This window comes from Desulfobacter sp. (assembly GCF_050177295.1).
Genome location: NZ_JBFXHE010000088.1, coordinates 1 through 12883, shown reverse-complemented (window position 1 = coordinate 12883; position 12883 = coordinate 1). Strand labels below are relative to the sequence as shown.

The 12883-nt window shown below is 46.3% G+C and carries 16 protein-coding genes and 1 tRNA gene; 10 read left to right on the top strand and 7 right to left on the bottom strand.

The features are described 5' to 3' along the window. From AB7U36_RS08785 to AB7U36_RS08765, 5 genes are all read right to left on the bottom strand, one after another. On the bottom strand, positions 1 to 481 hold a 481-nt coding region (locus AB7U36_RS08785; RefSeq protein WP_428159409.1), incomplete at its 3' end, for a MotA/TolQ/ExbB proton channel family protein. A gap of 244 nt (positions 482 to 725) precedes the next feature. Beyond that, positions 726 to 2378, bottom strand: a complete 1653-nt coding sequence (groL, locus tag AB7U36_RS08780) for a chaperonin GroEL (protein WP_428159408.1) — start codon at positions 2376 to 2378, stop codon at positions 726 to 728. A 104-nt stretch (positions 2379 to 2482) separates the two neighbouring features. Continuing rightward, positions 2483 to 2770, bottom strand: a complete 288-nt coding sequence (groES, locus tag AB7U36_RS08775) for a co-chaperone GroES (RefSeq protein ID WP_428159407.1) — start codon at positions 2768 to 2770, stop codon at positions 2483 to 2485. Between the two features lie 81 nt (positions 2771 to 2851). Then, positions 2852 to 3106 carry an FmdB family zinc ribbon protein gene (locus AB7U36_RS08770; protein ID WP_428159406.1) on the bottom strand — a complete coding sequence of 85 codons (255 nt, stop codon included), beginning with the start codon at positions 3104 to 3106 and terminating at the stop codon, positions 2852 to 2854. A gap of 142 nt (positions 3107 to 3248) precedes the next feature. Next, positions 3249 to 3761 carry a hypothetical protein gene (locus AB7U36_RS08765; RefSeq protein ID WP_428159405.1) on the bottom strand — a complete coding sequence of 171 codons (513 nt, stop codon included), beginning with the start codon at positions 3759 to 3761 and terminating at the stop codon, positions 3249 to 3251. A gap of 105 nt (positions 3762 to 3866) precedes the next feature. Here AB7U36_RS08765 and AB7U36_RS08760 point away from each other — a divergent pair, with 105 nt between their 5' ends. Further along, a complete protein-coding gene (locus AB7U36_RS08760) occupies positions 3867 to 3971 on the top strand; it encodes a 30S ribosomal protein bS22 (protein WP_004074089.1) in 105 nt (34 codons plus the stop codon). Between the two features lie 98 nt (positions 3972 to 4069). Here the strand turns inward: AB7U36_RS08760 and hflC are convergent, their stop codons facing one another. Further along, the gene (hflC, locus tag AB7U36_RS08755) at positions 4070 to 5053 is read right to left on the bottom strand and encodes a protease modulator HflC (RefSeq protein ID WP_428159404.1); all 984 of its coding nucleotides are present in this window, start codon (positions 5051 to 5053) and stop codon (positions 4070 to 4072) included. 2 nt (positions 5054 to 5055) lie between these two features. After that, on the bottom strand, positions 5056 to 6141 hold the full coding sequence (gene hflK / locus AB7U36_RS08750) for an FtsH protease activity modulator HflK (protein ID WP_428159403.1): 1086 nt from the start codon (positions 6139 to 6141) through the stop codon (positions 5056 to 5058). A gap of 255 nt (positions 6142 to 6396) precedes the next feature. Here hflK and AB7U36_RS08745 point away from each other — a divergent pair, with 255 nt between their 5' ends. The 9 genes from AB7U36_RS08745 to AB7U36_RS08705 form a co-directional block, all read left to right on the top strand. Continuing rightward, a complete protein-coding gene (locus tag AB7U36_RS08745) occupies positions 6397 to 6717 on the top strand; it encodes a DUF721 domain-containing protein (RefSeq protein WP_428159402.1) in 321 nt (106 codons plus the stop codon). Between the two features lie 28 nt (positions 6718 to 6745). After that, complete coding sequence (locus AB7U36_RS08740; RefSeq protein WP_428159401.1) at positions 6746 to 7423, top strand: tRNA1(Val) (adenine(37)-N6)-methyltransferase; 678 nt, start codon at positions 6746 to 6748, stop codon at positions 7421 to 7423. 39 nt (positions 7424 to 7462) lie between these two features. Further along, positions 7463 to 7554: transfer RNA gene (locus AB7U36_RS08735), tRNA-Ser, on the top strand. 762 nt (positions 7555 to 8316) lie between these two features. Then, positions 8317 to 9096 carry a DUF4198 domain-containing protein gene (locus tag AB7U36_RS08730; RefSeq protein ID WP_428159400.1) on the top strand — a complete coding sequence of 260 codons (780 nt, stop codon included), beginning with the start codon at positions 8317 to 8319 and terminating at the stop codon, positions 9094 to 9096. A 92-nt stretch (positions 9097 to 9188) separates the two neighbouring features. Further along, positions 9189 to 9848 (top strand): cobalt transporter CbiM, encoded by a 660-nt coding sequence (cbiM, locus tag AB7U36_RS08725; protein ID WP_428159399.1) that lies wholly within the window; start codon positions 9189 to 9191, stop codon positions 9846 to 9848. 38 nt (positions 9849 to 9886) lie between these two features. Further along, positions 9887 to 10516 carry a hypothetical protein gene (locus AB7U36_RS08720; RefSeq protein ID WP_428159398.1) on the top strand — a complete coding sequence of 210 codons (630 nt, stop codon included), beginning with the start codon at positions 9887 to 9889 and terminating at the stop codon, positions 10514 to 10516. A gap of 12 nt (positions 10517 to 10528) precedes the next feature. Then, on the top strand, positions 10529 to 11281 hold the full coding sequence (gene cbiQ / locus AB7U36_RS08715) for a cobalt ECF transporter T component CbiQ (protein WP_428159397.1): 753 nt from the start codon (positions 10529 to 10531) through the stop codon (positions 11279 to 11281). A 14-nt stretch (positions 11282 to 11295) separates the two neighbouring features. Further along, positions 11296 to 11991, top strand: a complete 696-nt coding sequence (locus AB7U36_RS08710) for an energy-coupling factor ABC transporter ATP-binding protein (RefSeq protein ID WP_428159410.1) — start codon at positions 11296 to 11298, stop codon at positions 11989 to 11991. A gap of 105 nt (positions 11992 to 12096) precedes the next feature. After that, on the top strand, positions 12097 to 12883 hold a 787-nt coding region (locus AB7U36_RS08705; RefSeq protein WP_428159396.1), incomplete at its 3' end, for a Tex-like N-terminal domain-containing protein.

Sequence of the window (12883 nt, the reverse complement as noted above, 5' to 3'; positions counted from 1 at the left end):
GGAAGGTGCTCATGATGCCCCACACCGTACCGAACAGACCGATAAATGGCGCTGTATTGCCCGCTGTTGCCAGAAAGGACACCAGTTGGCTCAACCGCCGGTTTTCCACGTTAATGGCACGGTTAAGTGTACGCTTGACACTTCCCATGGTCTGAAGTGTTGATCCGGTATTTTTCCTTGCGGATAGGTTTTCCTTACTCTCGGTTCTTGCTGCCTCCATGTAAGCGGCAAGAAAAAGCCGGGCCAGAGGACTGGAACGAAGCGCCTTGGCCTTGGAAAAGGCATCTGCCAGGGTCCGGCACTGCCAGAACACTTCCGTAAAATCAGCCGAATCCCTGAATGAATTTCTGACATACCGGAATTTTATGAATATGATAGACCAAGAGATAATGGAAAAAAACAGCAGCAACAGCATGATAAACTTTACAACTGGCCCGGCATTGGTAAGCATATATAACAGGCCGACTGATTCAGTGGTCATAAATCCTTCCTTAAACTATGTTTGCGCCTTACGCCTTGGGAACCATATCAGATAAAAATATATAAATCTACATGATGTTTCAACGGCTCGTTAGAGGAGCACATGCCCACCCAGACGCTACATATAGGAGACCGGCCTTTCTGTCAATTAATAGAAAAAAGCCCCCTTGCCTTGGACAAAGGGGCTTAATATTACCAAATCACATCATGGCCGGACAAATTCGCTCATAGTCTCATATGATGAATTACATCATACCGCCCATGCCGCCCATACCGCCGCCCATACCGCCGCCCATACCGCCGCCCATGCCGCCGCCTGCTTTTTCTTCAGGTTTTTCAGCAATCATGGCTTCGGTGGTCAGCATGACAGATGCAACAGAGGCTGCGTTCTGCAGGGCAAAACGAACCACTTTTTTAGGATCAATAACACCTGCTTCAATAAGGTCTTCGTATACGTCGGTTCTGGCGTTGTATCCAAATGCGCCTTGACCTTCTTTAACTTTGTTGATGACAACAGAACCTTCAACACCTGCGTTGTCAGCAATTTTGCGCAAAGGCCATTCAATAGCCTTGGCAATAACCTGGACACCCAGTTTCTCTTCGCCTTCCACATCAAGGGAATCAAGGGCAGGAATGCATCTCACCAGAGCCACGCCGCCGCCGGGGACAATACCTTCTTCAACAGCTGCACGGGTTGCATTTAAAGCATCCTCAACCCGGGCTTTCTTCTCTTTCATTTCTGTTTCCGTGGCAGCACCGACATTAATTACAGCCACCCCACCAACCAGTTTGGCCAGGCGTTCCTGCAGTTTTTCACGGTCATAATCAGAAGAGGTTTCATCAATCTGGGCACGAATCTGTTTTACACGGCCTTCAAGGGCCTCTCTGGATCCTGCGCCGTCAACAATAGTGGTATTGTCTTTGTCAATGGTGATCGTCTTGGCCTGGCCAAGATCCTGAAGTGTAACGTTTTCCAGTTTGAGGCCGATCTCTTCGGAAACGACCTGGCCACCGGTGAGGATAGCGATATCTTCCAGCATGGCCTTTCTTCTGTCACCGAAACCGGGCGCTTTAACAGCAGCCACATTCAGGGTGCCGCGCAGCTTGTTGACAACCAGAGTGGCCAAGGCTTCACCCTCAACATCTTCTGCAACAATTACAAGGGGCTTACCTGTTTTTGCAATATCTTCCAGCACAGGAAGCAGGTCTTTCATGGAGGATACTTTTTTATCACAGATCAGGACATACGGGCCATCCAAAGCCGCAACCATTTTTTCAGTATTGGTTGCGAAATAAGGTGAAAGATATCCACGGTCAAACTGCATACCTTCAACAACATCCAGGGTTGTATCCATGGATTTGGCTTCTTCAACAGTGATAACACCCTCCTTGCCAACTTTATCCATGGCTTCGGCAATGATGTTACCAATGGTCTCATCATTGTTGGCGGAAATGGTTCCGACCTGGGCAATTTCATTCTGATCTTTGGTGGGTTTGGCAAGATTTTCAAGACTTTCAACGATCTTAGCAACCGCTTTGTCAATACCTCTTTTAATACCCATGGGGTTGTTGCCGGCAACAACCATGCGCTGCCCTTCTTCGTAGATGGCCCGGGCAAGAACAGTGGCGGTGGTGGTACCGTCACCCGCCATATCAGAAGTTTTAGAAGCCACCTCTTTAACCATCTGGGCGCCCATGTTTTCAAACTTATCTTCGAGCTCAATCTCTTTGGCAACAGTTACACCGTCTTTGGTAACATTGGGAGATCCCCAGGATTTCTCAATAACAACGTTTCTTCCCTTGGGACCCAGGGTAACAACTACTGCGTCGGCAAGTGCCTGGACGCCTTTAAGCATTGCTTCACGTGCTTTGGCATCGTACTTAATCTCTTTAGCCATTCTATTTTATCTCCATCAATTATTTATTGTATCTTTATATTGAAGTATATATCAACTTAAGCTCAAAATCCCGAAAGATTTTAGTTTCAGGACGTAAGCAGACATTAGTCAACAATGCCCAGCACATCGTCCTGGCGCATAATCAGGAAATCAGCTCCGTCAATTTTGACTTCTGTGCCGCCGTATTTACTGAACAATACGCGATCACCGACTTTCACGTCCATGGGAAGCAGTTTTCCGTCTTCGCCCATGCGGCCGTTACCCGTTGCAACCACTTTGCCTTCGGCAGGTTTTTCCTTTGCTGTGTCCGGAATAATGATACCGCCTTTGGTTTTTTCATTTTCTTCAACACGTTCAACCAGAATTCTGTCGCTCAATGGCCTGAAACTCATGATACAATTCTCCTTTGATTATTAAAGTTCGGCGTTAATTTTTATTTTTGAATTAAGTCAACTTGTTAACTAAATCATCACCTATTGGGAATCTGATTTAGAAGCTGCCTTTTCTGATTTTACTGATGATTGTTCTTTAGGCTTGGAACCGGATTGGGTTCCGCCATAATCCGTTACATACCATCCGGATCCTCTAAGATGAAAAGTGCTTTGAGAAATAATCTTTTTTAATTTGCCATTGCACATAGTACAAACTTCCAGGGGGGACTCTGAAATTTTTTGAAAAACCTCTTCTATGTGTCCGCACCCGCTACATTGGTATTCGTAAACCGGCATTTTTGTTTTTCCTTCCTCTAAATTGCTGAAACCGCTTATCCTGCGGGACACCTTGCTTGAAAAACAAAACTAAAATAATAAGTCTTTGTTCCTTGTCAAGGATGGGCCGTCAAAATTTTTAAAGATATTTTTATTTTGATCATTAATACCATTGTTCATAAAATTCAAAAACTTGTGACATCCCTGGCACTGTTTTGGGTGCAATAATATTATGGGAAATCCTATGCACTTTTTTTTCTTCTTCCCGGGTCACCTCTGCTTCACAGGTGTTTTCATAGCGGTGTTCAAACCGGGCGAACCGGACAACATGAACAAGCTCATGGACCAGGATATACAAAAGAAAGGGATCAAGACAAATTTTTAAATTTGCCGCAACAAGTGAAATAATCGCAGGATCCTGGATACATACATGATAGAGACTAAATACTGACGAGCCTAAAGAAAGATCCTGCCGCCGGCCTTCATACTTAAGCACCTGGGCAAAAGGACCTTCCACCCGTTCATGTGAAACCAGATCCCTGGCAGTTTTAATGTCATATCTGTTTTTCAGCCATTGGGAGGAAGACAACTTAAAATAATTATACACCATCTCCTCGGCCCGCAAGGCTGCAGTGGAAACCTGTTCAAGTTCACTCTTATTGAAAAAACGTGTCATTTACATTCCTGCTCCATGCAACAAAAAAATAGACACTTAATTTAAAACTATGCTATAGTCGAAATTTAGCAAATCATAATGACAGTTTTACTGATTTAAAAGGAGGTGATTTTTTTGGGCAGCGTTATTAAAAAAAGAAGAAAAAAAATGCGCAAGCATAAACATAGAAAGCTCCTTGCCAAAACCAGGCACCAGAGAAAGAAAAAATAGGTTTTAAAGAAACAGGATTCGTCTTTTTCTTTCCCGGCCTGTGGGGAGTATTGAGTTGTCTTAACTCAACTCAATACTCATATCCCACACGTCTTAATCTAATTTGAACTTTCCTTAAAATATTTCATTAGTTCGGAATTTGTTGACAATATAACAGAGCTGTCCTTCTCAAGCACCTTCTTGTACAATTCCATGGTTTTCACAAACGCATAGAACTCCGGATCCTGCCCATAGGCTGCCGCGTAAATATGAGCAGCTTGCGCATCTGCCTTACCCTTTATTTCCTGGGCCTGCTTATATGCCTGGGATTTGATCACCTGAAGATCTCTTTCTTTCCCGCCTCGGATATTGCTGGCCTCCCCCTGACCCTCTGCCCTGAACTTTTCTGCAATCTGATTTCTTTCGGCAATCATCCGATTATAAACAGAACTGCGGACACTGTCGATATAATTAATTCGCTTGATCTTTACATCCACCACCTGAATTCCGAAATCCGCTAATTTTTCCCGGGCTTGTTTCTCTATCTGACGGGCAATTTCAGCCCGACCCCACTCCACCTGGTAGCGAACCAGACGCTTAGGCGTTTCTTGCCCTTCCTTGTCCCCCTGCCCCTGGATGGAATCAAAGGTATCCATGGGACGGTCTGTGTTTCTTACACTTTCCACAAGCGGGTATGCGGAAATCAAATCACGCATAGCCGGATCAATAATATCATCCAGTCTTTTCAGAGCAGAAAATTCATCTTTCACAGTCTGGAAATAGACAATAGGATCATTAATCCGCCACCGGGCAAAGGTATCCACCCAGATATATGTTTTATCTTTTGTGGGAATCTGACCCGGATCCCCGTCCCATTCAAGCAGGTTTTTGGGGAAATAATTCACCTTCTGGATAAATGGAATTTTAAACTTTAATCCCGGTGTTTTCTTTGCATCTCCCACAATACGCCCGAACTGGGTGATGACCACTTGTTCGGTTTCATCTATCATATAGGCAGAATTATATAAAACCAGGGCAGCAATGACTGCAACCGCCAGAAAAACGGCATTTACCCTTCCCGTATTTTTATTAGCATCTTCCATACTTACTCACCTTTCCGAAGGGTTTGGTCTGACAAATTGGCCCCCATATTTAAAAACGGCAGCAGGTTTTTCTGATCTGAATCAATGATGTATTTGTTTTCCAGCTTGGGCAGTATTTCAAGCATGGATTCCAGATACATCCGTTTCCGGGTCACATCCTTTGCCCGGACATACTCATCACAGATGGCCTTGAACTTGATAGCATCACCCTGGGCACGGTTCACCCGGTCAATGGCATACCCTTCGGCATCTTTGATCAGACGCTTTGCTTCGCCCCGGGCCAGAGGAACAGCCTTATTGTATTCTTCCTTGGCCTTATATATGGTCTGCTCCTTTTCCTGGATGGCCTGATTAACCTCATTAAAAGAGGCTTGCACCGGTTCCGGCACATTGGTCTTTTTCATCTCAATATTGACAATACTGATCCCGGCCTTTGCATCGTCCATTTCCTTTTGAAGCATTTCCTTGGCCGCACTTGCAATCTCTGCACGGCTTGAAATGACCTCATTGATGCTTCGGTCTCCCACAATGATTCTCATGGTTGCTTCAGACATATGCCTTAACAGGGATCTGACATCTTTCACATTAAAAAGATAAGCTCTGGGGTCAGATCTGCGGTATTGGACAATCCAGGGAACAACGGCAACATTAAGGTCGCCTGTGAGCATTAAAGATAAAGATTCCTCCTGTCTGGAAGACTCCGCAGATGCAGACGCACGATAAGTCTCTGACCCGCTGTACGTTTTAAATCCGAACTCTTCTGTTTCAACCTGCCTGACATTCACCTTGGTTACTTTTTCTATGCCTGCAGGCATCTTGAAATTCAGACCGGGCTGGGCCAGACGATCATACTTCCCAAAACGCTGGATAACCCCGACCTCGCTTCGGCCAATGGTGAACACGGTGGAAACCCCTATCACCACAGCGACAATAATGATTCCTATAAAAAAGAAGCCGGAAAATTTAACCCCTTTAAATTTATTGAGCAGGTCGTCCATCTGGGGTGGCGTAGGCATCCCAGGTTCCCTGCCTTGTTTTTGTTCATATTTTTTCTGATTTTCTCGAAGTTTTTCCCAATCCCAATTCATAAAATTACATCCTGTTAATGAGAGACCAACCTGACAATGATCATTGTATCCATGTGGTCCGCTTGAATATTTATTAGTAGGTAAAATATCACTCTAATTATAAGAATAAAGGTTAAAAGGCAATATTTATTTGGAATAACGCCTGCGGCATCATGGTTATCGGGCATAGTTGCATTATACGCCTGATTCCCTATCCTTTAGTATTATGTTATAACATTGTCTAACTTATGATAAAATACCAAGGTGAAATTGAACATGAATAAAAAAACAGATTCAAACCATCTGACTCATATCGGAGACATCTTGTCAACGGCCTTGTCAAAGTACAGACCCCCCCAGGAAACGCAAATCACGCAGATATGGGAAATATGGGATTTTGCTCTTGGAACCGCCATTGCCCAGAATGCTAAACCGGATACATTTAAAAACGGTCAATTGCAGGTAATCGTGTCAAGCTCGGTATGGATACACCAACTCAAATTTCTTGAAAAAGAGATGATTGAAAACCTGAATGCAAGACTGAACATGCCTTTAATTACACGCCTACGGTTTAAAATTGGAGAAATACACTACTGATCGGATTTTTGGGGGGAGGCTATCGCTTTTGCAGCCAGCAGAGGGCTACCGTTACAGCATGGATCCCTTTTGGCTGTGCAGCCAGGTTCCATCCGTCTGTTCCGGTGATCGCATCCTGGATATAGGATGCGGTTGCGGGATTATCCCTGTCATCTTGGGGTATTGCTTTCCCCAATCCCACATTACCGGCATTGAAATTCAAACGGAACTGGCTGAAATAGCATTAAAAAACGTCATTAAAAATAACCTTGAACAAACTGTATCAATAATGAATCAGGATATTAAGACCATTAATCCTGAATCCGCAGGCGGGCCCTTTGATCTGATCTTGTCAAACCCACCGTATAAAAAACAAAATACCGGAAGATTAAACCCGGATACCCAAAAAGCCATTGCACGCCACGAGATCACCATGGATATCCAGGTCCTTGCACTAAAAGCCGAAACACTTCTCAGGCACAAAGGCAGACTTATGATAATTTTCCCTTTCGAACGTCTGATAGATATCAGGAACGCTGTGCAGTCAACATCTATTAATCCTGAGTGGATACGCTATATTTACACCGCACAGGAAAAGCCACCAAAACGCGTTGTCTTTTCAGGCCGGAAAGATATAAGTGCGCCAAACAGGACCCTTTCCCCCATTTACCTGTCGCCCAGGGATATGATGGATTTAAATATATTACCCAAGCGCATTATTCCTTGACACTTCGATTAAAAGACACTATTCTCCTTGGGTCTATTTGGAGAGGTGACCGAGCTGGCTGAAGGTGCACGCCTGGAAAGCGTGTGTACTCTAACCGGGTACCGGGGGTTCGAATCCCCCCTTCTCCGCCATCAACAAAGGCTTTAGAGCGATTGAGAAGAATAAATTCTCAATCGCTTTTTCTTTATTCCGGCCCGAATTCCGGCCAATCAAAAATAAAGAGATTTTTGATACACTTTTGAGACATAAATATTAAAGGGACGGAATAAAAATTCAGCCCCTTCTTAAAAAAAAACCGAACCCCGGACCACCCAGGGCAACATTAATTTAGCATATTTTTTAATCTATATTATGTCTATCAAGATTTCCATTCAAAAGTCCTGGCAAAAAATCTCACGTGGGTGCTGGCCTCCCCGGCTCAGGAGACAGTTGAGAAGGAGATCCATGAAAAAAAGCATGAATATGAGCTGAATATGACACAGGCAATTTCAAAATCTAAAGACACACTTTTTTTGCTTTTTGAAAGGCCCCGTGAAATTATCGTACAGTTGATTAAGGAGCTTCATGCCCTTTTCATGGCGGCAACAGAACCCATTAGGCCCGGGCGTAAATTCAAACGGAAACATAAGATCAACAAGCGAGAGCATTACATGAATAATAAGCCTTGCTGTTAACTTTATGACATTGCGTCAGCACTGCTGTACAACATTTCCCATTGATTCAATCGTTTTTTTAAGATAGAAGAAGAAAAATCCTAATGCAGGCATGAAGCCTGTGGTTCACATTAAATTTCATTATTTTTTTCGGACCCGGCCAAGAAGGTTGAGACTTAAGCTGGCAACGCTGTTTTGCGTATTTTTTAATACTTCTAAGGATTCACAGGAGAAAAAACGATGAAAAAATCACTGATCGCATCAGGGCTCATGTTTCTTGTTCTTATGTTTACTGCCGTAAGTGTCCAGGCACATTACGGGATGGTCATCCCTTCGGACAACATGGTTATGCAGGATGAAGACCGCACTGTTCATATTACAGCCTCTTTTTCCCACCCCTTTGAGGGCGTCGGGATGGAACTTGTCAAACCCAAAGTATTTGCCGTGCGGGCAAACGGCGAGGCGCAGAATCTTTTAGGAACCTTGAAACAGGCAAAGGTTCTGGATCACACGGCCTGGAAAACAGATTACAAAATCAAAAAACCCGGCGTTTACATGTTTTACATGGAGCCCGTACCCTATTGGGAACCTGCCGAAGACTGCTTTATCATTCATTACACCAAAACCGTGGTTACCGCTTTCGGTGACGACGAAGGATGGGACCAAGAGATCGGGCTGAAAACAGAAATCGTACCCTTGTCCAAACCCTTTGGACAGTATGCCGGCAACGTGTTCCAGGGCGTCGTAAAACTGGACGGCAAAGCAGTGCCTTATGCAGAAGTTGAAGTGGAATATTACAACGAAGACGGTAAATCCAAAGCACCCACGGATTATATGGTTACCCAGACCATCAAGGCTGACGCAAACGGTGTATTCACCTATGCCGCACCCAAGGCCGGCTGGTGGGGTTTTGCTGCACTTAATGAAGCTGATTTTACCCTTAAAGCTGAGGGGCAGGAAAAGGGTGTTGAGTTGGGTGCGGTGATCTGGGTAAAATTTGAAGACTGGAAAACCAAATAGGGTTCGAATAAAAAAATGAAATAGAAAATACCAGCCGGGATGATTGTCAGATGGTTCTCATTGGCCCGGCTGGGCAGTGACAAGAAGGTATTATGCATATTTCTGAAGGTGTTCTTTCCGCCCCGGTTTTAGGGGCCGGGATGGCGCTATCCGTGGCCGGCACTGCCGTGGGCTTGAAAAAACTTAAAGAAGATAAAATTCCCCAGGCCGCTATTTTGTCGGCCGCTTTTTTTGTGGCGTCCCTGATTCATGTGCCCATCGGGCCTTCCAGCGCCCATCTGATTCTCAACGGAATTCTTGGGCTGATGCTGGGCTGGGTCGCCTTTCCCTCTATTTTGATTGCGCTTCTGCTCCAGGGTGTACTGTTCCAGTTCGGGGGAATCACCACTTTAGGGGTCAATACGGTTATCATGGCCACGCCTGCTGTGGTCTGTTATTACCTGTTTTCAGGATTTGTCCATAAACCCGGCGCGGTATCCTATGCCGCCTCCTTTGCCTGCGGATTTTTAAGCGTTTTTTTCAGCAGCCTGCTTGTGGGGGCCGCCCTGATGTTTACCCAGGAACGCTTTCTATCGGTGGCCTGGGTCGTTGTTCTTGCCCATCTTCCGGTCATGGTTATCGAAGGGCTTGTGGCGGTTTTCTGTGTCAGTTTCCTTAAAAAAGTGCAGCCCGAACTTTTGCCCCAATGGTCTGGGGCACAACAGCAGGCCGCATTGGACGGCAGAACAAAAATGGCGGAAAAACAAGTATAATATCCAGATTACGAATGTTTTATATATGGTGAACAATAATGATGTATCGAAAATATGTTATACAACTGTCCTGTCTGATGCTCTTTTTCATTCTTTCAGGCGGGAATGCCCTGGCGCATAAAGTTACGGTATTTGCGTGGGTGGAAGGCGACACTGTTTTAGGGGAAACTAAATTCAGCGGGGGCAAAAAGGCCCAGAACGCGGAAATTATCGTCTGGGACTTAAATGGAAAGGAACTTTTACGCACACAGACCAATGAAAAGGGAGAATTTTCATTTCCGATTCCTGAAAAAACAGCCATGCGCATTGAACTCATTGCCGGAATGGGACATCAGGCCGAGTGGACCATTCCCCTTGAAGATTTGGGAGAAACAGGTACAGCCGCAAGCGCCCGGGATGAAGGAACACCCGCGCCAGAACCTGCGGCAACGCCGGATTCCGGACAGGCTGTACAGGCAGCCGCGTCCGTTGATCCGGCCCAGTTAGAATCCATTGTTGAAAAGGCCGTGACAAAGGCGTTAAATAAAAAAATCACACCATTGACAAAAATGGTGGCGGATTTGGAGCAGAAAGGCCCGTCCATGAATGAAATTCTTGGGGGCATCGGATACATATTCGGCCTGATGGGCGTGGCCATGTATTTTTCATCCCGCAAGAAGAAATCATGATAACAACATTCCATGATTGAAGAGATCTTTGCTTGCGGCCATTCATTTATTCACAAAACGGATCCCAGGTGCAGGGTGGCCGCAGCCACCCTGCTGTGTTTTGTAATCGCCCTTGGCCGAAAAATGCCCATGCTCTGGGCAGGCCTTGGACTTTCACTGATTCTGGTGCTATGGGCCCGCCTGAACCTTGCCGAGGTATTCAAGCGCCTGGTGTTCATCTGGGGATTTCTGGTATTTTTCTGGGCCATTCTGCCCCTTACCTATGACGGGGATGTGGTTTACAAAATAGGAAAACTTGGGATCACCCGGCAGGGCATTGACCTGTGTACGGCAATCAGCATTAAATCCAATGCCATCCTGCTGGTGTCCATGGCCCTGATTACCACCATGGATTTGGGCACCCTGGGCTATACTTTGAATTTTTTCAAAATCCCTGGAAAATTTGTGCATCTGCTGTTGTTAACCTACCGGTATATTTTTGTTATCGAGCAGGAATACCGGCGCCTGGTCCGTGCCGCAAAACTGCGCAGTTTTGCGGCACGGACCAATATGCACACCTACCGGACCTATGCCTATCTTTGCGGCATGCTGTTTGTCCGGGCATCGGCCAGGGCCCAAAGGGTTTACAATGCCATGAAATGCAGGGGGTTTTCAGGCAGATTTATCTGTCTGCATGAATTTGCCCTTTCCCCTGCAGACATAATCTGGACGCTGGCGGCCCTGGCAGCGGCCGCCTGCCTGGTTTTTATGGAGATATTCCTGTGACAACTCCCCCTGCCATCCTGCGCCTTGAAAACATCAGTTTCAGCTACCCGGGCCAGGGCCGGGTGCTAAACAATCTGAACCTTGAAATCCGCAAAGGGGACCGCATCGGTTTAGTGGGGCCCAACGGCAGCGGGAAAACCACCCTGTTTCATCTCATCATGGGCCTGCTTACCCCGTCTTCCGGTACCATTGAATTTTTTGGAAAACCTGTCAAAACCCAAAAAGATTTCAGACAAGTTTATAAAAAAGTGGGCCTGCTGTTCCAGGATGCCGATGATCAGCTGTTCAGCCCTACGGTTCTCGAAGATGTGGCCTTTGGGCCGCTCAACCTTGGCAAATCAAAACCCGAAGCCAGGGATATTGCAAGAAACACCCTGGAACGGCTTGGCATTGCCCACTTTGAAAACAGGGTCACCCATAAACTGTCCGGCGGGGAAAAGCGCCTGGTGGCCCTGGCCACGGTGCTTTCCATGGAGCCGGAACTGCTGCTTCTGGACGAACCCAGCACAGGCCTTGATGAAAAAACAAAAGCCTTTCTGGTTGGGGTATTGAACCGCCTTGAACTTTCCTATATTCTTATTTCCCATGAAAGTGATTTTATGTCGCAGATTGCCAATGCCATGTTTATGATGGAAAACGGGCAGTTGCAAAAAGATGTCCATATCCACCAGTATGTCCATAAACACCCCAACCCCGGGCAGCGCCATTGATTCGTTCTGCCCCCCGGGAATCAAAGCGCTGAACCTGGCTGCCCGCCCGGGGGCAAAAACTCAAGGCGATTGACTTTGCTAAAGCTTGCAGGTATTAGGGAGAGCATGGATATTGAAACAATAATCAGCCGGGAAAGCGGCCTGAAAGAAAGCCAGGTGGCAGCAGTTCTGGAGTTGCTGGATCAGGGCGCCACAGTGCCTTTTATCGCAAGGTATCGAAAAGAGCGCACAGGCAGCCTGGACGAGGTGGCCATATCCGGTATCCGGGACAGGGCAAAGGCTTTAAAAGAACTGGAAGCCAGGAAACAGGCCATTATCAAGTCTTTGGAGGAACGGCAGCTTTACACCGAAGATTTGGGCCAATGCATTGAAAATGCAGACTCCATGACCCGGCTGGAGGATGTGTACGAAAAGTACCGGCCCAAAAAACGGACCCGTGCCACAATTGCCCGGGAAAAGGGACTGGAGCCTTTGGCCCTGATGATTCTGGAGCCCCAAAGCGGCATCGACCTTCAAAAGGAGGCAACCCGATTCATCGGTCCTGGTGTGGCGAGCCTGGAAGAGGCCTGGGCCGGGACCAGGGATATCATTGCCGAAATCATTAACGAAGATGCATCCATCCGGTCCGGGATCCGGGATCTGTTTATTCAAACAGCCATGATCCACGCAACGGTGATCAAGGGAAAAGACGACGACGGGGCCAAGTTCAAGGACTATTTTGACTGGGAGGAACCAGCATTTAAAGCGCCTTCCCACCGGATACTTGCCATGCTCAGGGGAGCAACTGAAAAAATTCTTCGTGTCCATGTATTGCCCGATGAAAAAAAGGCTTTGAATATCATCCATGGGATTTACCCGGGCAAAAGAAAGGTCTGTCCACAAAGCCGGGTCC

What these genes read in the sequence shown, in the direction of transcription:
- groL (WP_428159408.1), bottom strand. Translation starts at nt 2,378, where the DNA reads ATGGCTAAAGAGATTAAGTACGATGCCAAAGCACGTGAAGCAATGCTT.
- groES (WP_428159407.1), bottom strand. Translation starts at nt 2,770, where the DNA reads ATGAGTTTCAGGCCATTGAGCGACAGAATTCTGGTTGAACGTGTTGAA.
- AB7U36_RS08770 (WP_428159406.1), bottom strand. Translation starts at nt 3,106, where the DNA reads ATGCCGGTTTACGAATACCAATGTAGCGGGTGCGGACACATAGAAGAG.
- AB7U36_RS08765 (WP_428159405.1), bottom strand. Translation starts at nt 3,761, where the DNA reads ATGACACGTTTTTTCAATAAGAGTGAACTTGAACAGGTTTCCACTGCA.
- hflC (WP_428159404.1), bottom strand. Translation starts at nt 5,053, where the DNA reads ATGGAAGATGCTAATAAAAATACGGGAAGGGTAAATGCCGTTTTTCTG.
- hflK (WP_428159403.1), bottom strand. Translation starts at nt 6,141, where the DNA reads ATGAATTGGGATTGGGAAAAACTTCGAGAAAATCAGAAAAAATATGAA.
- AB7U36_RS08745 (WP_428159402.1), top strand. Translation starts at nt 6,397, where the DNA reads ATGAATAAAAAAACAGATTCAAACCATCTGACTCATATCGGAGACATC.
- AB7U36_RS08730 (WP_428159400.1), top strand. Translation starts at nt 8,317, where the DNA reads ATGAAAAAATCACTGATCGCATCAGGGCTCATGTTTCTTGTTCTTATG.
- cbiM (WP_428159399.1), top strand. Translation starts at nt 9,189, where the DNA reads ATGCATATTTCTGAAGGTGTTCTTTCCGCCCCGGTTTTAGGGGCCGGG.
- AB7U36_RS08720 (WP_428159398.1), top strand. Translation starts at nt 9,887, where the DNA reads ATGATGTATCGAAAATATGTTATACAACTGTCCTGTCTGATGCTCTTT.
- cbiQ (WP_428159397.1), top strand. Translation starts at nt 10,529, where the DNA reads ATGATTGAAGAGATCTTTGCTTGCGGCCATTCATTTATTCACAAAACG.